The 22,638-nt window shown below is 48.9% G+C and carries 26 protein-coding genes; 4 read left to right on the top strand and 22 right to left on the bottom strand.

Translation table 11 applies throughout. The annotated features are described in order from the left end of the window. Window positions 1-120 precede the first annotated feature (120 nt). Complete coding sequence (locus tag ACTHSQ_RS05025) at window positions 121-849, bottom strand: YebC/PmpR family DNA-binding transcriptional regulator (protein ID WP_440371581.1); 729 nt, start codon at window positions 847-849, stop codon at window positions 121-123. Window positions 850-1,214: 365 nt separating this feature from the next. Between ACTHSQ_RS05025 and ACTHSQ_RS05030 the strand changes: the two genes are divergently transcribed. Next, complete coding sequence (locus ACTHSQ_RS05030; RefSeq protein WP_440371582.1) at window positions 1,215-2,645, top strand: alanine/glycine:cation symporter family protein; 1,431 nt, start codon at window positions 1,215-1,217, stop codon at window positions 2,643-2,645. A 58-nt stretch (window positions 2,646-2,703) separates the two neighbouring features. On the opposite strand, the gene trhA is transcribed toward ACTHSQ_RS05030, so the two are convergent. Further along, window positions 2,704-3,330, bottom strand: a complete 627-nt coding sequence (gene trhA / locus ACTHSQ_RS05035; protein ID WP_049329915.1) for a PAQR family membrane homeostasis protein TrhA — start codon at window positions 3,328-3,330, stop codon at window positions 2,704-2,706. 384 nt (window positions 3,331-3,714) lie between these two features. Here trhA and ACTHSQ_RS05040 point away from each other — a divergent pair, with 384 nt between their 5' ends. Continuing rightward, window positions 3,715-4,278, top strand: a complete 564-nt coding sequence (locus tag ACTHSQ_RS05040) for an RBBP9/YdeN family alpha/beta hydrolase (protein WP_003681918.1) — start codon at window positions 3,715-3,717, stop codon at window positions 4,276-4,278. Between the two features lie 133 nt (window positions 4,279-4,411). Here ACTHSQ_RS05040 and pyrC read toward each other — a convergent pair whose 3' ends face one another. The 3 genes from pyrC to ACTHSQ_RS05055 all read right to left on the bottom strand — a co-directional run bounded on the left by pyrC (window position 4,412) and on the right by ACTHSQ_RS05055 (window position 6,373). After that, entirely contained in the window at window positions 4,412-5,446 is a 1,035-nt protein-coding gene (gene pyrC, locus ACTHSQ_RS05045) for a dihydroorotase (RefSeq protein WP_440371583.1), read from the bottom strand. A gap of 96 nt (window positions 5,447-5,542) precedes the next feature. Further along, window positions 5,543-6,136, bottom strand: coding sequence for an NMCC_0638 family (lipo)protein (locus ACTHSQ_RS05050; RefSeq protein WP_440371584.1), 594 nt, complete (start codon window positions 6,134-6,136; stop codon window positions 5,543-5,545). A 12-nt stretch (window positions 6,137-6,148) separates the two neighbouring features. Beyond that, window positions 6,149-6,373 (bottom strand): sulfurtransferase TusA family protein, encoded by a 225-nt coding sequence (locus tag ACTHSQ_RS05055; RefSeq protein WP_003681929.1) that lies wholly within the window; start codon window positions 6,371-6,373, stop codon window positions 6,149-6,151. A 109-nt stretch (window positions 6,374-6,482) separates the two neighbouring features. Between ACTHSQ_RS05055 and ACTHSQ_RS05060 the strand changes: the two genes are divergently transcribed. Next, window positions 6,483-7,094 (top strand): CNP1-like family protein, encoded by a 612-nt coding sequence (locus ACTHSQ_RS05060; RefSeq protein WP_440371649.1) that lies wholly within the window; start codon window positions 6,483-6,485, stop codon window positions 7,092-7,094. A gap of 63 nt (window positions 7,095-7,157) precedes the next feature. On the opposite strand, the gene ACTHSQ_RS05065 is transcribed toward ACTHSQ_RS05060, so the two are convergent. The 4 genes from ACTHSQ_RS05065 to ACTHSQ_RS05080 all read right to left on the bottom strand — a co-directional run bounded on the left by ACTHSQ_RS05065 (window position 7,158) and on the right by ACTHSQ_RS05080 (window position 9,652). Beyond that, window positions 7,158-8,273, bottom strand: a complete 1,116-nt coding sequence (locus ACTHSQ_RS05065) for a porin (protein ID WP_070747755.1) — start codon at window positions 8,271-8,273, stop codon at window positions 7,158-7,160. A gap of 203 nt (window positions 8,274-8,476) precedes the next feature. Further along, entirely contained in the window at window positions 8,477-8,950 is a 474-nt protein-coding gene (locus tag ACTHSQ_RS05070) for an IS3 family transposase (protein WP_440371650.1), read from the bottom strand. Next, complete coding sequence (locus ACTHSQ_RS05075) at window positions 8,851-9,252, bottom strand: IS3 family transposase (RefSeq protein ID WP_440371651.1); 402 nt, start codon at window positions 9,250-9,252, stop codon at window positions 8,851-8,853. Before ACTHSQ_RS05075 ends, ACTHSQ_RS05070 begins: the two co-directional genes overlap by 100 nt. Then, window positions 9,140-9,652, bottom strand: coding sequence for a helix-turn-helix domain-containing protein (locus ACTHSQ_RS05080; RefSeq protein ID WP_440371585.1), 513 nt, complete (start codon window positions 9,650-9,652; stop codon window positions 9,140-9,142). The genes ACTHSQ_RS05075 and ACTHSQ_RS05080 overlap by 113 nt, the downstream gene beginning before the upstream one ends. Window positions 9,653-9,939: 287 nt before the next feature. Between ACTHSQ_RS05080 and ACTHSQ_RS05085 the strand changes: the two genes are divergently transcribed. Next, a complete protein-coding gene (locus ACTHSQ_RS05085; protein ID WP_440371453.1) occupies window positions 9,940-10,686 on the top strand; it encodes a carbonic anhydrase in 747 nt (248 codons plus the stop codon). Window positions 10,687-10,749: 63 nt separating this feature from the next. Here ACTHSQ_RS05085 and ACTHSQ_RS05090 read toward each other — a convergent pair whose 3' ends face one another. The 13 genes from ACTHSQ_RS05090 to xerD all read right to left on the bottom strand — a co-directional run bounded on the left by ACTHSQ_RS05090 (window position 10,750) and on the right by xerD (window position 22,594). Beyond that, window positions 10,750-12,384: a CTP synthase gene (locus tag ACTHSQ_RS05090; protein WP_440371452.1), complete on the bottom strand. Its 1,635-nt coding sequence runs from the start codon at window positions 12,382-12,384 to the stop codon at window positions 10,750-10,752. Between the two features lie 124 nt (window positions 12,385-12,508). Further along, window positions 12,509-14,164 (bottom strand): AMP-binding protein, encoded by a 1,656-nt coding sequence (locus ACTHSQ_RS05095; RefSeq protein WP_440371451.1) that lies wholly within the window; start codon window positions 14,162-14,164, stop codon window positions 12,509-12,511. A gap of 92 nt (window positions 14,165-14,256) precedes the next feature. Further along, window positions 14,257-15,360 (bottom strand): tRNA 2-thiouridine(34) synthase MnmA, encoded by a 1,104-nt coding sequence (gene mnmA / locus ACTHSQ_RS05100; protein ID WP_003683155.1) that lies wholly within the window; start codon window positions 15,358-15,360, stop codon window positions 14,257-14,259. Between the two features lie 126 nt (window positions 15,361-15,486). Beyond that, window positions 15,487-15,966, bottom strand: coding sequence for a copper chaperone PCu(A)C (locus tag ACTHSQ_RS05105; protein ID WP_003683197.1), 480 nt, complete (start codon window positions 15,964-15,966; stop codon window positions 15,487-15,489). A 131-nt stretch (window positions 15,967-16,097) separates the two neighbouring features. Then, window positions 16,098-16,481, bottom strand: a complete 384-nt coding sequence (locus tag ACTHSQ_RS05110) for a diacylglycerol kinase (RefSeq protein WP_036472350.1) — start codon at window positions 16,479-16,481, stop codon at window positions 16,098-16,100. Window positions 16,482-16,548: 67 nt separating this feature from the next. After that, window positions 16,549-17,505: a glutathione synthase gene (gshB, locus tag ACTHSQ_RS05115; protein WP_003683249.1), complete on the bottom strand. Its 957-nt coding sequence runs from the start codon at window positions 17,503-17,505 to the stop codon at window positions 16,549-16,551. A 115-nt stretch (window positions 17,506-17,620) separates the two neighbouring features. After that, complete coding sequence (recN, locus tag ACTHSQ_RS05120) at window positions 17,621-19,282, bottom strand: DNA repair protein RecN (protein ID WP_440371450.1); 1,662 nt, start codon at window positions 19,280-19,282, stop codon at window positions 17,621-17,623. 199 nt (window positions 19,283-19,481) lie between these two features. After that, window positions 19,482-19,925: a hypothetical protein gene (locus tag ACTHSQ_RS05125; RefSeq protein WP_440371449.1), complete on the bottom strand. Its 444-nt coding sequence runs from the start codon at window positions 19,923-19,925 to the stop codon at window positions 19,482-19,484. Further along, on the bottom strand, window positions 19,922-20,155 hold the full coding sequence (locus tag ACTHSQ_RS05130; protein ID WP_440371448.1) for a BCCT family transporter: 234 nt from the start codon (window positions 20,153-20,155) through the stop codon (window positions 19,922-19,924). Before ACTHSQ_RS05130 ends, ACTHSQ_RS05125 begins: the two co-directional genes overlap by 4 nt. 71 nt (window positions 20,156-20,226) lie before the next feature. Then, complete coding sequence (gene scpB, locus ACTHSQ_RS05135; protein WP_003683204.1) at window positions 20,227-20,835, bottom strand: SMC-Scp complex subunit ScpB; 609 nt, start codon at window positions 20,833-20,835, stop codon at window positions 20,227-20,229. Between the two features lie 69 nt (window positions 20,836-20,904). Then, a complete protein-coding gene (locus ACTHSQ_RS05140; RefSeq protein WP_036472354.1) occupies window positions 20,905-21,138 on the bottom strand; it encodes a glutaredoxin family protein in 234 nt (77 codons plus the stop codon). Between the two features lie 149 nt (window positions 21,139-21,287). Then, the gene (locus tag ACTHSQ_RS05145) at window positions 21,288-21,488 is read right to left on the bottom strand and encodes a (2Fe-2S)-binding protein (protein WP_003681978.1); all 201 of its coding nucleotides are present in this window, start codon (window positions 21,486-21,488) and stop codon (window positions 21,288-21,290) included. 227 nt (window positions 21,489-21,715) lie between these two features. Further along, entirely contained in the window at window positions 21,716-22,594 is an 879-nt protein-coding gene (xerD, locus tag ACTHSQ_RS05150; protein WP_440371447.1) for a site-specific tyrosine recombinase XerD, read from the bottom strand. Between the last annotated feature and the right edge of the window lie 44 nt (window positions 22,595-22,638).

Consider the following 22,638-nt stretch of genomic DNA (forward strand, 5'->3'; position numbering starts at 1 on the left):
CATGGCTTGTGCGGTTTATTGAAAGAAGGTGGTCATGGAAAATCCCCTAAATGTCTTGGTAGGAATTTAGGGGATTTTGGGGAATTTTGCAAAGGTCTCGGCCTTTTGTTCTTTAAACTCTTAGTCCAGATTTAACACGGCAGAAGTGTAAATGTCTTGTACGTCGTCCAAATCTTCCAATGCGTCAATCAGTTTTTGCATTTTAACCGCATCTTCGCCGCTCAACTCGGTTTCGTTTTGGGCGCGCATGGTAACGTCGCCGTCAACAGATTTGTAACCTGCCGCTTCCAAAGCCGATTTCACACCGGCCCAGTCGTTCGGCGCGGTAACCACTTCGATGGAACCGTCGTCGTTGGTGATGACGTCTTCCGCACCGGCTTCCAAAGCCGCTTCCATCAGCGCATCTTCGTCAACGCCCGGTTCAAACACCAAATAGCCTTGATGAACGAAGTTGAACGCTACGCAACCGTCGGTACCCAAATTACCGCCGTTTTTAGTGAACGCATGGCGCACATCGGCAACGGTACGGGTTTTGTTGTCGGTCAGACAGTCCACCATCAAAGCCGCGCCGCCAATGCCGTAGCCTTCGTAACGCAACTCGATATATTCCACGCCTTCCAGATTGCCCGTACCTTTATCGATGGCACGTTGCACGTTGTCTTTAGGCATATTGTTTTCAGCGGCTTTTTCCAAAGCCAGGCGCAGGCGCGGATTTGCACCGGGGTCGCCGCCACCCATACGGGCAGCAACGGTAATTTCTTTAATCAGACGGGTGAAGATTTTGCCGCGTTTGGCATCTTGTCGGGCTTTTTTGTGTTGGATATTTGCCCACTTACTATGGCCTGCCATATTGATTCCTTTCGTTTTTTCACGCGTTGAGGCGGAATTTGCTTCATTTGTAAGGCGTGCATTTTATCATAAGTTGCCTTTAGCCAAAATATTCAGACAGCCCGAATATTTGCAAAAACAGGCCGTCTGAAAACAAAGAAACCTTTTTTAAATAAAGAAGCACATTGGCGGCAAACCTTTGTCAGTTTTTCGTTTTAATTCACGAAGGTTTACGGTATGATGACAAAATCGGTCAAAATTGTTAACAACTTAACCGGTATCGAATGGCAAAACGGCCTGCTCGCCGATATTGCCAAACGCGAAAAATGAGTGGGAGTAGTTACCCGTATCATTTTATTTTTATTGTTTTTATTAAAGGTTTTATTATGGAAGAAATATTGTCTGCTCTGGTGGGTGCAGTCAATCTGGTTCTTTGGGACTACCTGCTGATTTATGCCTTAATCGGCATCGGCCTGTTTTTTACCCTGTACTTGGGTGCGCCGCAAATAACCAAATTGGGGACGGGTTTCAAATCCGTTTTCGGTGGCTTGTTCAGCAAAAAAGACAAAGACCACGAAGGCAAATCTCTGTCTCAATTTCAAGCCCTTGCCGTGGCGATTTCCGCGCAAATCGGTACCGGTAACGTAGCCGGTGTCGCCACTGCGATTACCGCTGGCGGCCCGGGTGCCATTTTTTGGATGTGGTTGTCTGCCATTTTGGGCATGTCTACCATTTTTGCAGAAGCCGTTTTGGCGCAAAAATACCGCGTGGTCAGCCATGGCAAATACATCGGCGGCCCTGCGTTTTACATTACGCACGGCCTGACTCCGAAAATCGGCCGTGGCGCGGCGCGTTTTCTGTCCGGCTTTTTCTCCATCGCCTTGATTATCGCGCTGGGTTTCATCGGTAACGCGACCCAATCCAACTCTATTGCCTCTGCCATGAATTTGGCTTTCGATGTTCCTCCGATGGCTGTCGGTATTACTTTGGCGGTATTCGCCGGCCTGATCATCATCGGCGGCATCAACCGCATTGCCGGTATCGCGCAATTTGTCGTGCCGTTTATGGCGGTAATTTACATCTTGTGTGCCGTGATTATTTTGTTCAAATTCTCCGACCACATCATCCCGATGTTCCACAATATTTTTGTCGCCGCCTTCAATCCGGAAGCGGTATTGGGTGGTGCGGCCGGTATCGGTATGCGCGAGGCAGTCCGCTTCGGTGTGGCACGCGGCCTGTTTTCCAATGAAGCCGGTATGGGTTCGACCCCGCACGCTCATGCGACCGCCAACGTCAAACACCCTGTGCAACAAGGTATGGCTGCATTTATCGGTATCTTTATCGATACGCTGATGGTCTGCACGGCAACCGCGCTGATTATCCTGCTGACCGACGCCGACCTTTCCGGCGAAACCGGCGCTGCGGTTACCCAACTGGCGTTTAACAAAGCCTTCCCGGGTTTCGGCTCGCAACTGCTCGCCGTCTGTCTGACCTTCTTCGCCTTTACCACCATCATCGGCTGGTACTACTTCGGCGAATCCAATATCCGCTTCCTGTTCCGCGGCAAACATTTGGGCATCTACCGCGCGCTGGTTTTGGTGGCCATCGTATTGGGTACATTGGGCAAAGTGGATTTGGTTTGGAGTATGTCCGATATGTTCAACGGCTTTATGGTCTTACCAAACTTAATCGCCCTCTTCCTGCTGCGTAAGGAAATCCGTGCGGTTTACGACGATTATCTGGCGCAAACCAAAGCCGGAAAAGAGCTGACCTACAACTATGAATTCCACGAATTCCACGACAAAAACCCAGTTTAACGACAAACAAAAACCTCTCAGTCAAACTGAGAGGTTTTTTATTCCAGGCCGTCTGAAACTACAACACATAAAAATAAATGCTGATAAATTGCGTCAAACTGCCTGCTAAGACAAACAAGTGCCAAATACCGTGGCCATGGCGGATTTTCGTATCGTTGATAAACCAATAAATCCCCGCGCTATACAATACGCCGCCCAACACCAGCCAAAACAACCCGCCGGCCGAAAGCGACTGTATCAGCGGCCATACCGCCACCACAATCAGCCAGCCCATCAACACATAAATCACCATCGACAGCAGCCGCTTCTCGCTTTTGCGCCCAATTGTCAGCTCTTGAACAATGCCCAACAAAGCCAGCCCCCATGACACGCCGAAAAGCGACCAGCCCCAACCGCCCTGCAGGGTAATCAGCGTAAACGGCGTATAACTGCCTGCAATCAAAAGATAAATCATGCAATGATCGACCTTTTGCAAAATCGCCTTGGCCTTCGGCTGCGGAATACTGTGGTATAAGGTTGAGCCCAAATACAGGAGCAGCAGGCAGACTCCGTAAGTCAGTGCACCGGCAATCCGATAGCCGTCCGCCGATTCTACCGCTTTCACCAGCATCAGCACCAAGGCTGCCACTGCCAACAAGAAACCGGCCAAATGGCTGTACGCATTAAATCTCTCGCCGTGATACATAAACCATTCTCATTTATAAAAGACCAAAGTGTACGCCAAGACAGGCGCTTCGTCAGAGAAATCGGGTTAAAAATAAGTTAAAGCGTAAAGGCCGTCTGAAAAACACGGCCTTGCAATATAACAAAAACATCTTTGCAACAAACAAACCATTCTTTCCCTTTTTCAGACGGCCCCTATATATTTCAAACCCGAACAACACGGCAACGCCATCCGCCCCTGCCGTGTTGTTTGCTTTATTATTCTTGCAAATATCATTTAACAACAAAAGCTTAATCAACCATCCTTACAAAGCGGCAAACAATAAAACATAAACAAACATGGTATAATAAACGCTTACAGGCAGAGATTTAGACAAAATCTCAGGCCGTCTGAAGGAGGAGAAACATGAATCGACGCGTTTATATCGTACATGGCTTTGAAGGCAATCCGCACGGCAACTGGTTTGACTGGCTTTGCGCCCAAGTCAAAAGCACCGGCGCACAAGCAATCTCCCTCGCCATGCCCAATCCCGACAAACCAAGCACGACCGCGTGGCAGTTTACCCTTGACCAGCACATCGGCAAGCCTGATGCCCATACCTTCCTAGTCGGCCACAGCCTCGGTTGCATTACACTCCTTCACTTCCTCAGCCGCCAACAGCCGCAAAAAATCGGCGGTCTGCTGCTTGCCGCCGGTTTTGCCGATACGTTGCCGCCCCTGCCCGCGCTCGATGCCTACATTAAAGCAGCGTCCCCCGATTTCGACATCCTGCGCAAAATCGATATGCCCAAACACTGCCTGGTTTCCGACAATGACACCCATGTTCCACCCGAACTGACTTTGGACATGGCGGCCAAACTCAAAAGCCCTGTTACCCATATTCCAGAAGGCGGCCATTTGATGGCTTCGGACGGTTTTACCCAACTGCCGCAGGCTTGGGAAGCACTGAAACCCATGTTGACCGAATAAATACACACTCTAATCCTATTTTCAGACGGCCTTGACTGTCTTCCCTCCCCATAACAGGCCGTCTGAACGACAATAAAAAACAACCTGCCCTTTCAAGCAGGTTGTTTCTTTTTATGCCTAATTGGCGGCAAATTTAATATTGTACCGTCCATTCAATCTCGCCGCCGGCCCTCATCGGTACAAGCTCGCCATCGCCGTAAGGCACACTGGCAGGTACGGTTTGCGTTTGTTTGACCAATGTAATGGTATCGGTATTTTCAGGCAGACCGTAGAAACGTGGGCCGTTTTTAGAAGCAAAGGCTTCCAGTTTGTCCAACGCGCCTGCTTTCTCAAACACTTCGGCATAAAGCTCGATAGCAGTCATTGCGCTGAACATACCGGCGCAACCGCAAGCATTTTCTTTGGCAGTTTTAGCATGTGGCGCAGAGTCCGTGCCGAGGAAGAATTTGTGCGCCTTATCGCCGGTAACGGCGGCAACCAAAGCCTGACGGTGGGTTTCGCGTTTGAGTACGGGCAGGCAGAAATGATGAGGGCGCACGCCGCCGACCAAAAGGTCGTTGCGATTGAGCAGCAAGTGTTGCGGCGTCACAGACGCGGCCACATTATCGCCTGCTTCCAATACCAGTCGTGCAGCCTCGACAGTGGTGATGTGTTCAAACACGACTTTGAGGTTGGGCACTTGCGCCAAAACCGGCTTCATCACGCGCTCGATAAAGGCGGCTTCGCGGTCGAAAATATCGATTTCAGGATCGGTTACTTCGCCGTGAACCAAGAACAAAATGCCCTGTTTCGCCATTTCTTCCAACACGGGGATCAGCTTAAACAAGTCGGTCACGCCGGAATCGGAATTGGTGGTCGCGCCTGCTGGATAGAGTTTGAAAGCCACAATACCGGCAGCCTTGGCTTCACGCACGAGTTCGGGAGTGGCGTTATCGGTCAAATAAAGCGTCATCAACGGCTGGAAGCTACTGCCTTCTGGCAGGGCGGCCATAATGCGCTCTTTGTATGCTTGGGCATCGGCAACGCTGACGACGGGCGGCTTCAGGTTGGGCATGATAACCGCGCGACCCATTTGTCGGGCGGTGTACGGGGCAACGGCTTTGAGCGCGTCGCCGTCGCGCAGGTGTAAGTGCATATCGTCGGGGCGGATGATGGTCAGGGTTTGCATAGCTTACTTTCGAGTGGTTTGGTTTGATAATGTTTCAGACGGCCTTTATTCGGCGGTAACGTTTCTATCGATTTGATGTTTCAATCGTCAACCGGCCTAAGGCAAAACGGGGGCCTTATTGTCGTAAGAATGATGGGTCAAATAAAAAGCAGCCTGTACCGGAAAATGCTCGGACGACGTTGTTTTGACGGTCAGCAAGGTTTCTTTCGGACTGCCGGACGCGCGCCATGCGTAGGAAATCTGACGCATAGGCAACGGGGTTTCCGCCAAATTATCGGCACGCAACTCAGCGTTCAAACCTTGCGGCGGATTTTCTGCCAAAGCCAAAAATTGTTTGAAAATCAGATGGTCGTCGGCTTTAGCCGTGCGCACGCTGCAACTGTCTTCAGTCAGGCTCAAATAATAATCTGCGCCGTTTACCGTTTTCTTCCAAATGCTTAATGCCTCCAAATCCATCATTCCGGCAGGCAAATCGGCAATATCTTTTTTCGACAATAAAATCAGCTTGTTGGCATTGGCAAACTCGCCAACAAGGGCGGCATCGCCGTCTGCGGCCACGCAGCTTTGGCGGAACAAGTCGGTTACATTTTGGGCATAATCGGCAGCGTTCTGCGGCGAAACGCCTTCATTGCCGCATGCACTCAGGCAGACAGCCAATACAGCGGCAGACAACGCGACGGCTTTAGACATTTCAGACGGCCTTTATTTGTGCTTCAACACCAGCTTGAACACGCCGTCGGCTTCGCTCGATTCCAACAAGACATGTCCGGTCTGACGGCAAAACGCTTCAAAATCGCCGGGCGCGCCGCCATCGGTGGCCAATACGGTCAGCACTTCTCCTTCCTGCATTTGCGCCAAAGCTTTTTTGGCACGCAAAATCGGCAACGGGCATTTCAAACCAATGACATCCAGAGTTTGTGTATTCATGATGAAAACTCGTCATATTAATCAGAATTAACGTCAATTATACCGCACTTACTTGCACCCCACCCTGCAAGCCCATAAAATAAAGCCGTTTTTCACTTTGGAGCTGTCTATGCGCCGTTTTGCCCTTCTTGCCCTCAGCCTTGCCGCGACTCAAGCATTTGCTTTGGGTTTCAGCCAAAAGGATACGCTGACCAACACGCGTTATCAGGAAAGCCCTGAAGAAGTTGCCGCACGCGAGTTTAAAGAACACAAAGCCGAGTTGCCGCCCCTGCCCGATACCCAATCGGGCGATTGGTTCGACCTCTATGTCAACGAAACCTACGGCAAGCAGCCTAAAATCCTGCTCAGCAGCCTGCAAATCATGCCTGCGCCTGACAACAGCATCCGCTACGTCTTGAACGTGCGCTCCGACAAAGGCTACGACAACCTCTCCGTCGAAGGCCTCTATTGCGCCCGCACATCCTTTACTTACAGCAACGATAAGCGTTCGTCTTACAAAGTATTCGCTTACGGCGACACAGTAAACCACCGCTGGATCGAGCCGCGTAAAGGCGATTGGAAGCTGATCGGCAATGCGTTCAGCCGCAACGACGCCCTGCACACCGCCCTGTATCAGGCATTCTGTATCGACGGTATGCCGACAACGATCGAAGGCTTGGTACAACGTTTGAAAGAACGCGGCGGCCGTCACGGTACAACGCTGACCAAACACGACAAATAAACCGCTTTAATCAACAAAAAGGCCGTCTGAAATTTTTCAGACGGCCTTGTCTTTCAAGACGGCTTAGAATTTGTGATACAGGCCCACAGAAGCGGCTTTTTGTTCAACGCCGCCTTTGTTGGCTGCAGTCAGACGGGTTTTGTTGCCGACTTTCAGATACGCCAGTTGGGCAACTACGCCGGTGCGTTTACTGAAGGTGTATTGGCCGCCGACAACAACTTGGTCGAATTTATCCACCAATTTCTCGCCGCTGTTCACGCCCTTGGCAGGCCAGCCGTGTGCGTAAGTAATGCGTGGGGTGACATTGCCCAATTTGTAGCCGACAGTTACCGCTGCATCAACCACTTTCACGGCTTCAGATTTGCCTGAATCGGCAGTGATGTCACTGCCCTTGTACTCATTAAAACCATCGGTGAAATAGCCTAAATATTCGTTGGCTGTCTCATGGCCTTTGGCATAGTGTACGCCGCCGCCGACAAAGAGATTGTCTTTGTCGTAATAAGTTTCGACTTTGGCGATTTGTGCCGCTTTGACCTTGCCGGAATTATCGGTGTACGCGCCGTTATAGTGGCCGTAAGCCGCATTGGCAGTAAAGCCGTTTTTAGAGAAGCTCACGCCGCCGGTGTATTGATCCTTAGCCGCTTGGGTGTGCGTGTATTTGTCTGAAGGATTGCGGTTGTCGCGCGGTGCGTAAGACACGTTGAATTTAAATCCGCCAAAATCCGGGCTGTCGTAGCGTACAGCAGCATTGCGGTTGCCGGTACGGGTAAAGATGCCCAAGCCTGCGGCATTGGTTTTGTACATCCATGGATCGATGGTATCCATTTCATTCAGCATATTGCTGAGTTTACCGGCACGGACTTTACCGAATTTACCTTGCAAACCAATAAAGGAATCGCGATTGGCAAAACCTTGAGAGCCGCCGGTAATGGCTGTTTTTTGTTCAACTTGCCAGATGGCTTTCAAATCGCCGCCGAGGTTTTCGCTGCCTTTAAAACCGATACGGGAGGTATTGTCATTGATGCTGGTTGCGGTAGAGCTGGTTTCAGAACCTGCGTCACCTTTGATTTTTACTTGACCAACGGTCACGCTGCTTTTGATTTGACCATAAAGAATCACTTCTGCAGAGGCAGCCAGCGGCAAACCGGCAATAACCAAAGCGATAATCGATTTTTTCATTATTCTCTCCAAAACAAAGTTAAAATCTCGTGAAAACACGTTTGGCAATATTAATGTTTTCCAACGCTACAAACAACTACTTTCATCTTGATAGACACTTTTATTCATTAGAGTTTAGACTTTTTACAACATTTTTAAATAAAACAGGCCGTCTGAAAACAATTGAACTGGCCCCCAAATCTTGGACACTCATAAAAGCCTATTCAGGCGCTCTGTGCAAGCTGGGTTCTGTATGCGACAGGACTCAGCTTTTTCAATTTCAAACTGCAACGCTCGCGGTTGTAGTAATCCATATAGTCATCTATCTGTTTCATCAATTCGTCCACCGTCAATTCCCCTGCGTTATAGAAACACTCCGTCTTCAACACCGCAAAGAAGCTTTCCATCGGCGCATTGTCCCAACAATTCGCCTTACGCGACATGCTTTGAATCATGGAATGCTCCGCAAGCAATTCCCTATACCCCGCCGTACGGTACAGCACACCCTGGTCGGAATGCAGCATCGTTCCCTTATCAGTCAGACGGGGGGCGGCTTTTTCGAGCATTTCCTTCACCATTTCGCTGTTAGCATTGCGGCTCATGGCATAGGCGACGATTTCGCGGTTGAACAGGTCCAATATCGGAGAGAGGTACAGTTTGCCGTCCTTCCTTTGAGTTCGGTCACGTCGGTCAGCCATTTTTCGTTGGGCTTTCGGGCTTTGAACCGGCGTTTGAGGAGGTGTTCCGATATTGCGCCCATGGCGGGATGGCGGTAGGCTTTTTTCGCCCGTATGAGGGCTTTCAGTCCTAGCTGCCTCATCAGCTGCGCTGCTTTTTTGCGGTTCCAATCCAATGCTGCGGCAATGCGCCTTTGCCCGTAGCATCCTTTATGCCGTTCGTAGATTTCGGCGATAAGGGCTTTGTCGGCTGCGTCGGGGTCGGGCCGGTCTTGATGGTGGTAGTAAAAGCTGCTTTTGGGCAGGTTTGTGATGTGCAGCAGGTATTTGAGCGGGTGTTGCGCCCTCAGTGTTTGGACGGTTTGGCTTTGTCCTTTTCTGTCTGCTTTTGGCTTTGTCCTTTTCTGTCTGCTTTTGGCTGAGGGCTTTTAACTCCTTTAGGTAGGCGACCTCTGCGCGCATATAGCACAACTCTTCGATAAGCTCTGCCTGTGTTTTTTCTTGATCGGGTTTGTCGGCGATGAAGGGGTTTTTGCGGTGTTGGGGCATGGTTTTGGATTGGGGATGTTCGAGTGCACCGATACCGCCTTCCTGATAGGCGCGTATCCATCGTCGCAGGTGGGTTCGGGAAATGCCGTAATGATCTGCGGTACGCTGTTGGCTGCGTATGTGCAGGTAGTGGAGTACGGCTTGGTATTTGAAGTGTAATGTATATTTGCTCATAAAAAAAACTGCACCTTGTGAGTTGGAGGGGATGTCCAACTTTTGGGGTGCAGTTCAAAGCTTTCAGACGGCCTTTCCTATTTAAAGTTGCGACAAAGACAATCATCCCTATTATTGTAATCATTTAATCAAAAATGATTGCTTGATAAATGTTTGCCATATATCAACCCAATATTCCCAAATTGCCACTATCATTAACTTTCTTATTATGAAAAAGCTTTTTTATATCGATAATTTATTTTGTATAAATTTTTCATTTTACCTAATATAAATAAATAGAAGCCCTTATGTTGAACAAACATCTCTTTTTATCTTTGCTAATGGCTGTCTCTACTGCAACGGTATCCGCCGAAACCCATCATGCACATTGGTCTTACACAGGTGAAAACGGTGCTGCACACTGGGGTGATTTGAGTGAAGACTTTGCTGTCTGCAAAACAGGCAAACAGCAATCTCCTGTGGACTTCTCCACGACAAAAGCAGTAAAAGGCAAACAACTGGCATACCGTTACAACGTTGCCGACTACAAAGTAGAAAATAACGGCCATACCCTTCAAGCCACGCCGCAAGGCAAGGCCCAAACCATCGTGATTAACGGTAAAACCTATACCTTCAAACAATTCCACTTCCATACGCCGAGCGAACATACTTTCAAAGGCAAACATTTCCCAATGGAAGCGCATTTCGTCCATCAAGCCGAAGACGGTACTTTGGCGGTCATCGGCTCTGTATTTAAACCAGGCAAAAACAATCCTGCCCTGTCCGCACTCACTGCCAAAAAACTGAAAGCGGGCGAATCCGTAACGTTGAAAAACTTGAATATCCAAGCCCTGCTGCCTAAAGATAGCAAGTCCTTTCAACTGAAAGGCTCTTTGACAACGCCGCCTTGCAGCGAAAACGTTACTTGGGTTGTCTTAAAAACTCCGGTTCAGGCAGATGCGGCGCAGTTTAAAGCCATGCGCGACATTATCGGCGGCGAAAACAACCGTCCCGTACAACCTTTGAACGACCGTGAAGTCAATGAAGACAAATAACTTCTAAGGCCGTCTGAAAACAAAAAAGCACCCGGATAACGGGTGCTTTTTCAATCAAATCAATCAGGCTTTTTTGTTACCCAACGCGGCTTTCACAAACGCGCTGAACAAAGGATGGCCTTTGCGCGGATTGGAAGTAAATTCCGGATGGAACTGACACGCGAAGAACCAAGGATGATTTGGCAATTCGATGGTTTCAACCAAACGCTCGCGGCCTGCGGATACGCCGCCGATGACCAAACCGGCTTTTTCCAACTGAGGAACATAGTTGTTGTTAACTTCGTAGCGGTGGCGATGGCGCTCGCGGATATGTTCGCTGCCGTAGATTTTTGCGGCAAGGCTGCCCGGTTTGAGATCAACTTCTTGCGCACCCAAACGCATGGTGCCGCCCAAATCGGCAGATTCGTCACGGGTTTCTACGCTGCCGTCGGCAGTTTGCCATTCGTCAATCAGGGCAACGACAGGCGTGGCGCATTTCAAGTCAAACTCGGTAGAGTTCGCACCCTTCAAGCCTGCAACATCGCGGGCGTATTCGATCAGGGCGATTTGCATGCCCAAGCAGATGCCCAAATATGGTACGTTGTTTTCACGCGCATAGCGTACGGCGGCAATTTTGCCTTCCACGCCGCGTGAACCGAAGCCGCCCGGCACCAAAATCGCGTCCATGCCTTTGAGCATGGAAACGTCGCCATTGCCCTTCTCGATGCTTTCGCTGTCGACAAAGGTAATTTGTACGTCGGTTTCAGTGTGAATACCCGCGTGCTTCAGGGCTTCGATCAATGATTTGTAGGACTCGGTCAAATCAACGTATTTGCCGACCATCGCGATTTTGACGGTATGTTTCGGATTTCGAATCGCGTGAACGATTTTCTTCCATTCGGTCAAATCGGCTTGTTTGACATTCAGTTGGAGCTGCTCGGTAATAATGCTGTCGATGCCTTGGTTATGCAGCATTTCAGGACATTCGTAAATGCTGTCCACATCGTAACTGCCCACGATGGCACGTTCTTCAACGTTACAGAACAAAGCAATCTTACGGCGCTCGTCCGCAGGCATTTCTCTGTCCATACGGCAGATCAGGATGTCCGGTTGCAAACCGATGCTCAACATTTCTTTAACGGTATGTTGGGTCGGTTTGGTTTTGATTTCACCGGCAGCGGCAATGTAAGGAACATAGCTTAGATGGGCAAACAATGTATTGTTGCGGCCGAGCTGGCTGCGCATTTGACGGATGGCTTCCAAGAAAGGCAACGATTCGATATCGCCGACTGTACCGCCGATTTCGACAATCGCTACATCATAACCGGCTGCGCCCTCATGGATACGGCGTTTGATTTCATCGGTAATGTGCGGAATCACTTGTACGGTACCGCCCAAATAGTCGCCGCGGCGCTCTTTGGCAATCACGTTTTCATAGACTTGGCCGGTACTGAAGCTGTTGCGGCGGGTCATGGTGGCGTTGATGAAGCGCTCATAGTGACCCAAATCAAGGTCGGTTTCCGCGCCGTCATCGGTCACGAATACTTCGCCGTGTTGAAACGGGCTCATGGTACCCGGGTCAACGTTGATATACGGGTCGAGCTTAAGCATGGTCACGTTCAAGCCGCGCGACTCAAGAATAGTAGCAATAGAAGCGGCGGCGATACCTTTACCCAAAGAAGATACAACGCCGCCGGTTACGAAAATAAATTTAGTCATGATGTGATACCCATGTTGGAATGTGTGATTTTAACTTGAAGCAGCATATTCTGGCAAACGGCAAAAGCCTCAGGCCGTCTGAAAATAGCGTTTTCAGACGGCCTTATCATACTGATTTTATGTATCAGCGCAGCTCACGGCGCAGGATTTTGCCAACGTTGGATTTTGGCAACTCGTCGCGGAACTCGATGTCTTTCGGCACTTTATAAGCAGTCAGTTCTTTGCGGCAGAAATCGATCAGCTCTTCCTTAGTCAAAGACGGATCTTTACGTACGACAAAAACCTTAATCGCTTCGCCGGTTTTTTCACTTTTCACGCCGATACAGGCGACTTCCAAGACTTTATCGTTTCCGGCCACCACTTCTTCAATTTCGTTCGGATACACATTGAAACCAGATACCACAATCAAATCTTTTTTGCGGTCCACCAGCTTCAGCCAGCCTTTTTCATCCATCACGGCAATGTCGCCGGTCTCCAAAAAGCCGCGTGCATCGATTGCTTTGGCGGTTTCTTCAGGACGATTCCAATAGCCTTTCATCACTTGCGGGCCGCGCACCCACAATTCGCCCGGTTGTCCGATAGGCACTTCTTTGCCGTCTGCATCGCGCAATTCTATCTCAGTTGAAGGAACAGGCAGGCCGATACCGCCGCTGTAAGCTTCGATATTCAAAGGATTGCAACATACGCCCGGACTGGCTTCGGTCAAGCCGTAGGCCTCCACAATCGGCGTACCGGTGATTTTTTTCCATTTTTCCGCCACGGCTCTTTGCGTTGCCATACCGCCGCCCAAAGTCAGCTTCAAACGGGAAAAATCGACTTCGGCAAAATCCGGACGGTTGACCATCGCATTAAACAGGGTATTCACACCGATGAATACGCTAATCGGCTCTTTTTTCAATTCACCGATAAATCCTTTCATGTCGCGCGGATTGGTAATCAGGATGATTTTAGAACCGGTATTCGCAAAGATCATCAGGTTCACCGTCAAGGCAAAGATATGATACAGCGGCAACGCGGCAATAACCGTTTCTTTGCCTTCGTGCAGGCTGTTTTTAATCCATTCTTTTGCCTGCAACATATTGGCGCAGATATTGCCGTGAGTGAGGACGGCGCCTTTCGCCAAACCGGTCGTACCGCCCGTATATTGCAGCAAAGCAGTATCGTCGCGCGTCAACTCGACTGGTTTGAACGAATTGGCCGCACCTTGCTTCAAGGCCGTCTGAAAAGTCACGGTATTGGGAATGCGGTATTCCGGCACCATTTTTTTCACTTTGCGGATGACGAAGTTCATCAACGCGCCTTTAATCATGCCGAACATCTCGCCGACCGACGCGACAATCACATGTTTGATTTGCGTACGCGGCAACACCAACTCCAACGTATTGGCAAAGTTCTCCAACACGACAATCGTTGTCGCGCCACTGTCTTTCAACTGATGCTCCAACTCGCGCGGCGTATAAAGCGGATTGGTATTCACTGCCACCAAGCCTGCCTGCAAAATACCGAAAAGCGCAATCGGATATTGCAAAACGTTCGGCATCATAATCGCCACACGCTCACCGCGCGGCAGTTTCAATACGTTTTGCAGGTAAGAAGCAAAGTCGGTAGCCAACTTGCCCACTTCGGCATAAGTCAGCGTTTTGCCCATGTTTTGAAAAGCAGGTTTATCCGCAAATTTCTCGACACTTTGACGGAATACGTCGCTGATGGAGCTGTATTGAGAAATATCGATTTCAGGGTTTACGCCTTGTTCATAGCTTTTGAGCCAGAGTTTTTCCATATTGATCAGTCTTTTATTTAGTCGTTTTTTGAAATCGAGGCCGTCTGAAAGGCTTTATTCAATCTCCGCTTCGTTTTCAGACGGCCCTTTTATTAAGCAGTAATGATGACAGGCTTGTCGGTGGACATGATGATACCGCCGCCCAAGCATACATCGCCGTCATACAGTACCGCAGATTGTCCGGGGGTTACCGCCCATTGCGGCTCGTCAAAGACAAGCTCGACGGTTTCATCATCCAAGTAACGCAACGTACAAGGTGCGTCAGCCATACGGTAGCGCGTTTTGCAGGTATAGCGTCCTTCTTTCGGGCGTTCGGGCAATGTGAAACTCAAATCGTTCATCACCAGGCTTTGCGTATAAAGCAAAGGATGGTCATGGCCTTGTACGACAATCAGTTCGTTCTGGGTCAAATCCTTGGCCGCGACAAACCATGGCTCGCCTGCGCCGCCGATACCCAAGCCTTTGCGTTGGCCCAGCGTGTAAAACATTAAGCCGACGTGTTCGCCGACTACTTTTCCTTCAGGGGTAACCATTTTGCCATTATTGGTCGGCAGGTATTTTTGCAGAAATTCGCGGAACGGACGTTCGCCGATAAAGCAAATACCGGTACTGTCTTTTTTGGTTGCAGTCGGTAATTTGAATTCTTCGGCAAGACGGCGGACTTCAGGCTTTTCTAACTCGCCCAATGGGAAAATCGCGCGCTCAAGTTGGAAAGGTTTGAGGCGGTACAAGAAATAGCTTTGGTCTTTGTTTTGATCCAAGCCTTTGAGCAAGTAATGCACGCCATTGCGAACTTCTTTGCGGGCATAGTGTCCGGTGGCAATGGTATCGGCGCCCTGCTCAATGGCATAATCCAAAAAGCATTTGAATTTGATTTCGGCATTGCACAAGACATCCGGATTTGGCGTGCGGCCTGCGCTGTATTCTTTGAGGAAATAGGCAAATACATTGTCTTTATATTGCGCGGCAAAATTGACGATGTCGATATCGATACCGATGATATCGGCAACGGCAATGGCATCAAAGGAGTCTTGTTTGATGCTGCAATATTCGTCGTTGTCGTCATCTTCCCAGTTCTGCATGAACACACCGCTGATTTGATGGCCTTGCTGTTTGAGCAGGGCCGCGGTAACGGATGAATCGACGCCGCCGGAAAGGCCGACGATGATGTTTGTTGGTGTGTTGGTAGTATTCATGAGGGGAATGTGGGTTTTAAATACATTTTTTAAAGCGTGATTTTAGCACATTTTGATTTAACGACAGAAAAGGCCGTCTGAAAGCCTAATGACTTTCAGACGGCCTTTATATGAAAATTCAAGCAATTAGTGTTGATGCGCGCCACCGTGACCATGACCGTGACCGTGATCCATGCCGGATTGCGGTGCGGTTTTCACTTCCAGTTGTACGGTTTGAGGTTTGGCATTTTTGAATTTCAGGGTAACAGGTACTTTTTCGCCTTCTTTCAGCGGTTTTTTCAGACCCATGAACATAACGTGGTAGCTGCCTGGTTTCAGCTCGGTTACGTCTTTTGCTTCCAGCGGGATGCCGCCTTTAACTTCGCGCATGCGCATTACGCCGTTGTCGTTTACATGGGTATGTACTTCGATACGCTCGGCTACCGGGCTGCTGCCGCCAACCAAGAAGTCTTTTTTAGCTTCATCGTTGTGGATTTTCATGAATGCGCCACCCATTTTCATACCTTCAACGGTAGAACGTGCCCAACCGTCTTCAATATGGATACCGGCTGCAGATACGGAAGTTGCCAAGCCTGCCAGAATCAGGGTTGCCATTAATTTTTTCATGTTTTGCTCCTTATGTTTGCCAAATGGCTGGGATATACAGCTTTCATCTTACAACCGAAGGCCGTCTGAAAACTTTGATATAGATTAAGTAATACTATCTAATCCTAATGAATTACCATATTACCACATTTCTAAGCAGTTAATGCAACAATCCAAACAATAAATAACATTAACAAAGCCATCAGTTGCGCGGCCGAACCGGCATCTTTGGCACGCTTGGCCAGCTCGTGTTTTTCAGTAGAGGTATGGTCAACAGCTGCCTCGATGGCGGTATTAAACAATTCGGTAATCAGTGAAATAAACGATGCGACAACAAGCACCATTTTGGTGACCGGGCCGAAATCAAGGAACAAAGCCAAGACAATTAAAATCAGGTTCAGCCAAAAAACTTGGCGAAATGCGCTTTCATAACGATACGCGGCAGCCAGTCCGTCTTTGGAATAACCAAACGCATTGATAATGCGCTTGATACCGCTTTTTCCTTTTTTCTCTGAAGCGTAGGAAGATGGTTTCATCATATACTCAACATAAAAAGGCCGTCTGAAAAAAACGGTCGGATCAATTTTCAGACGGCCTTTGGATTTATTGTTTTGCCCAAGATGCCACGGCATCTGCGAACATGGCGGCAACGTCGAAATCTTTTTGCTTCATGATTTCTTGGAAGCCGGTCGGGCTGGTTACGTTGACTTCGGTCAGGTTGCTGCCGATGACATCCAAACCAGCAAGCAAAATACCGCGGTGCTTCAATTCAGGCGCAAGGGTTTCTGCAATCTCACGGTCGCGCTCGCTCAACTCCTGCGCCACACCGCGGCCACCGGCAGCCAAGTTGCCGCGTGTTTCGCCATTTTGCGGAATGCGCGCCAAAGCATACGGAACAACTTCCCCGCCGATAATCAGAATGCGCTTGTCGCCATGTACGATTTCAGGAATATAACGTTGTGCCATGATGGTGCGTGAATCAAGCTGTATCAGGGTTTCCAAAATACTGCCGATATTGGGGTCGGATTCGGTCAGGCGGAAAATGCCCATACCACCCATGCCGTCCAAAGGTTTGATGATGATGTCGCCGTGTTCTTTCAAAAAGGCACGGACATCGGCGGAACGTGTGGTAACCAAAGTCGGCGCGGTAAACTGGCTGAAATTCAAAATCGCCAATTTTTCATTGAAATCGCGCATTGCTTGCCCGCTGTTAAACACTTTTGCGCCCTGCTGCTGCGCCAACGTCAAAAACTGGGTCGCATACAGATATTGCATATCAAACGGCGGATCAGTGCGCATAATGACCGCATCGAAATCTTTTAAGGCCGTCTGAACTTTTGCCTCTGCTTTAAACCATTCATGATCGTCATCGTTCTTCGCGCCGACAAACTCAAATGCCGCTGCCTGAGCCACCACCAAGCCTTCACGGACGGACAATTCTCCGCTCAAGGTATGAAAAAGCTGCCAACCGCGCTTTGCCATTTCACGCATCATGGCGTAAGTAGTGTCTTTATAGGTTTTAAAACTTGCCATCGGATCGGCGATAAACAGGACTTTCATCAAAATTTCCTAGTAAACAGACAATATAATCATACCTTGTATTCTGCCTGCCTGAAAAGGTGGCAAAATATAGAAAAGGCCGTCTGAATTCTATTTTCAGACGGCCTTGAGGCTTTTAGGCGGCTGCCAAATGCAAGAGTTCGGCGGCATGGCTGCGTGTGGTATCGGTAATGATTTCGCCACCCAACATACGCGCGATTTCCTCAATGCGCTGATGATGGTTCAAGACGCTGATTTCGCTGACGGTTTGTTCGCCTTCGCTATGCTTGCGCACCTGCCAATGGTTTTCACCGCAAGAGGCAACTTGAGGAAGATGGGTTACCGCCAAGACTTGATGTTTTTTACCTAAGGCACGCAAAGCTTTACCGACCATTTCAGCGACGCCGCCACCAATACCGGTATCCACTTCGTCAAAAATTAATGTCGGCACTTGCGTGTATTGGCTGGCAACCACTTGCAAAGCCAAGCTGATACGCGCCAATTCGCCGCCGGAAGCCACTTTGTTCAAAGGGCGGGACGGATTGCCTTTATTCGCCGCCACTTGGAATTGTACCTGCTCCAGACCATGTGCGGTCGGCGAAGACGGCAACAAGACGATATCAAAACGTGCGCCTTTCATGGCCAAATGCTGCATATGCTCGGTGGTCTCTTCGCCCAAACGGCCGGCCGCCTGATGGCGCATGGCGGAGAGAATATGCGTGGCTTCGTGGTATTCTGCAAGATTACGTGCGACTGTATTTTCCAAGGCTTCCAAATCGGCAGCCGCTTGCAGGTTTTGCAGGCGTTCGTCGATTTCTGCCAACTTTTGCGGCAACTCTTCCGGTTCAATGCGGTATTTGCGCGCCATGCTCATTAATTCGCCCATACGACTTTCTTGTGCGGCCAATTCATTAGGATCGATATCGCTGCGACCGGCCACATCGCGCATATTGGCACTGATTTCACCCAATTCTGCTTCAATACTTGCCAACATATTCAGGCTCTCGGCAAAGCGCGGCTCAATGTTTTGCAGATTGCCCAGTAATTTTTGGCATTGGTAGATTTGACGTTGGATGCCGTTGTCCCCGTCTATACTGTCGCCTACTTGTTCGGCGGTTTGCAGCAACTCGGCCGAATGCGCCAGGCTGTCGTGGCTTTGGCTTAAGGTTTCCCATTCGTTGGGTTTGAGCTCCAATTGGTTCAATTCATTAAACTGCCATTCCAAACGCTCGCGCTCGATGGCCATGGTTTCTGCCTGCTCTTGCGCTTCTTGTAATGCCTTTTTCGCATTGACCCAATTTTGATAAAGCTGCTTGACTGTTTCTGCCTGCTCTTTGCTGCCGGCAAACGCATCCAACAACTCGCGTTGCGCAGATTCTTGATTCAATGAGTGATGGGCATTTTGGCCGTGAATATCGATTAGCTGCTCGCCGATGGCTTTCAGTTGCGCCAATGTTGCTGCCTGATTATTGATATAACTGCGGCTTTTGCCCTTGGCATCGATAATACGGCGGATGCTGAGCTCTTCGGCATCTTCTTCCAAAAGGCCTTGTTCCTGCAGCTGCGCTTTCAGTTCGGGCAAACCGCTGATGTCGAACAAAGCCGACAACTGCGCTTCTTTGGCGCCGCTGCGCACTTGGCTGTAATCGGCCTTATCGCCCAACAACAAGCCAATCGCATCCAGAGTAATCGATTTGCCTGCACCGGTCTCACCCGTCAATACGGTAAAGCCGTTTTGAAAATCAAGATTTAGGTTTTCAACAATGACAAAATCACGCAAAGAAAGTGCCAACAGCATTGTAGTATTCCTTAGTAAATTACCCGCACCTATGCGGAATAGCTTTAGATAATCTGATTATAACTAAGATTTTTTATAGTTTGAATCAGATTTTTCTTATAATTTATCTAAGATATTTATTTTAAACAAATTATTTTTAAAGCAGTCAATAAAAAGGCCGTCTGAATATTGCTACATGTTCAGATGGCCTAAATTTATTTTACTCTGCCAGTTCTACTTGTTCATGCCCCATCAATTTCTGCCCCACTCCGGCAAGCAGGTTCAGATAACGCTCATACTGCTTGAGCATATCGGCAATCAATTCTTTTTGCGTCATATATTGCACATCGTATCTATCGCGCCCATCTGAGAAATACGTCAACGGTATGAACGTTGCCGCATATTTGAAATGAGGCAGACCGTCTTCGCGAATCAACTGGTCGGTAATTTCCCGCTTTACGGATTTAATCCCATAGACAAAATCCCTTACCGTCCCTTTATGTACCACCAGCTCCACCGACGGCTCATCCTGTTGCAACAGGCAACGAATTTCTACGTCCATATTGTATTTTTCGGTCAATTCGTCTTTCAATTCCTGCATTGCCGGAAGCGCCGTATTTTTCATAAATTTGATGATATCGACTTCCTGCGTCTGATTCATCATTTGCCAAGGCGTTCCCTCCAATGATCGCCCGACCAGAAAATACTGCCCGGATTGACGGCGGTTGCAAAATATTTGGCATCGTTGTTCAGGGCTTTCCACAAAGAAACCATCATAAAAATCATCAACACAACAAACGGCAGAGACGCAATCAGAGTCATGGTTTGCAAGATGAGCAAACTGCCGGCACCCAGCAACACAATGGCCACAGCCGAAATCAACAAGCCCCACATAACATCATGATGTTATACAACAATAAAGGCCGTCTGAAACACGATTGTTTCAGACGGCCTTTACATTCAAATCAGTTAATCAGTCTATTTCCTGATTCAACTGCTTCTTCAGCTTCCTCATCGCCTGTCGGCGGCGTTTCCATCAAATCAGGCAACACCAGCTCGCCCAATTCAGTCAGCGGCGGCAATTCTTCCAAACTTTCCAAACGCAAATCGCTTAAGAATGTTGCCGTCGTCGCCCACAAAGCCGGACGGCCGACAGAATCACGGTGGCCGATGACTTCAATCCAGCCTCTATCCTGCAAGATTTGCATGACATTTTGCGACACCGCCACGCCGCGTATACCTTCGATATCGCCACGCGTTACCGGTTGCTGATAGGCAATAATCGCCAGCGTTTCCATCACGGCGCGGGAATAACGCGGCGCGCGCTGCTCTTGCAGGCTGCCCAGTCGTTCAAATGCGGCTTGGGCGATTTGGAAGCGCCAGCCCTCATGGGTATGCACCAGTTGCAAAGCCCTGCCCTGCCAGCGAGCCTTCAGTTGCGCCAACACATCAATCAGCTTGTCTTGCGACAACGGCGGCACGCACAATTCGCGCATGGTTTTTTCGTTTAAGGGTTCGACTTGCGTCAACAGCGCCGCTTCAATCAGCGCATCGGGAGAAAGTTTTTCAGTCATAATAAAATCAATGTTCAGACGGCATGAACAACCAAAGGCCGTCTGAAAGATAATATGGTCAACGGTTTGTTACGCGCTCAAATGCGCTTTCAGTTTTTCTTCGTCCAAAAACCAATGGCAGATTTCGGTATCGCCATCCAGTAAAACAGGCACCAGCTCATTGTACTTTTCTTCTAAAACCGGATCTTCATCAACATCGACAATATCCAGCTCAAATCCAAACTGCTCCTGATAAGGCTTTAATTGTTCGCGCATTTTGTGGCACAGGCTGCAATATTCCCGAAACATCAAGGTCAGTTTCATGGCGGTTACTCTCGGAGTGACAAAAGCGGCCATTGTATAGCAAAATGCTTCCAAACCATACAGGCATAACAAAGGCCGTCTGAACAGGCGCGAAACGAAATCAAGGATTTCTGTCACGCCTTCAGACGGCCTTTGTGTACATTCTAAAATTAAGACTGAACGTTGATACCGGCAGTCACAGTATTTTGGGCACTGCTTGCAGTCAAAAATGACGCTGCCAATTCGCCACAACAACCGCAACAAGTCGCCACACCTAATTGAGCCTGCAAATCGCTCATGGTGGTTGCACCAGCGGCGATAGTCTCTTTGATGTCGTGGTCAGTAATGGCATTGCAGATGCATACGAACATGATGTGCTCCAATTATTTTGTTACTCTCTATAATTGAGAGTAGGATTTATTCTTAAACGTAAATATAAATAAAAACGGTTTGCATTGCAATATTGACACAGCCCTTTTACTTTGAAATTTTTCTATGAAATTTTATATTTTGATTGATATTTTATAATTCTGAAGTTTGATAACCTTTCAGACGGCCTTAATAACAAAAAGTGGCATCTTCGAGATGCCGCCTTTATTTATGAACGGGAATGGTGTTCATCGACCATGTTTTTCAAACGGATATTGGCAACATGGGTATAAATCTGCGTGGTGTTGATATCGGAATGTCCCAACATCATCTGGACTGAGCGCAAATCGACGCCGTGATTGACCAAATGCGTAGCAAAAGCATGGCGCAAACCGTGCGGGCTGAGCGAAGTAATACCGGCCGCTTCGGCATATTCTTTGACTATCATCCATGCAAGCTGACGGCTGATGCCGCTGCGTTTTTGGCTGACAAACACTTCGTCGCAGATTTTGTTTTTCAGCAACAACGGGCGCGATTCGTTGCAATAGCGTTCCACCCAATATGCCGCTTCCTGTCCCAATGGAACCAGACGCAATTTGTCGCCCTTGCCTATGGTGCGGATACTGCCGCGATGTAAATCGATATCACTGAGCGTCAATTTGACGGCTTCGGTCACGCGCAAGCCTGTTGCATACATGACTTCGAGCAAGGCTTTGTCGCGCAGTCCGTGCGGCGTTTCCACATCCGGCGCAGCCAGCAGCGCGTCGATTTGGACTTCGGTAATCAGCGTGGGCAGTTTGCGTTCCGATTTCGGCGCTTTGAGAAAACGGGTGGGATTGTCTGCTCTTTGGCCCGTTTCTTCCAGCCAGCCGTACATGCGCTTGCAAGCCGACAATGCCCGCGCTTGGGACGTGCTTTTTTCCCCCTCCGCATACACGGAATCAGACAGGGCAAATTCATCGGCACTCAACCAATCCTGCCCGCACTCGGCCAAACGCGCTGCGATTTTAACCAAATCACGGCGGTAACTTTGCAGCGTATTGTGGCTGAGCCTGTCTTGCAACCAAAGGGATTCAAGCAGCTTGTCTATTAAATCGTCCATATTCATCAAACTGTATTGAAAGGCCGTCTGAACGGCATGACTTTACATCC

Origin of the sequence: Neisseria sp. P0009.S008, from assembly GCF_051958615.1 — a bacterium.
Lineage (GTDB): Bacteria > Pseudomonadota > Gammaproteobacteria > Burkholderiales > Neisseriaceae > Neisseria > Neisseria subflava.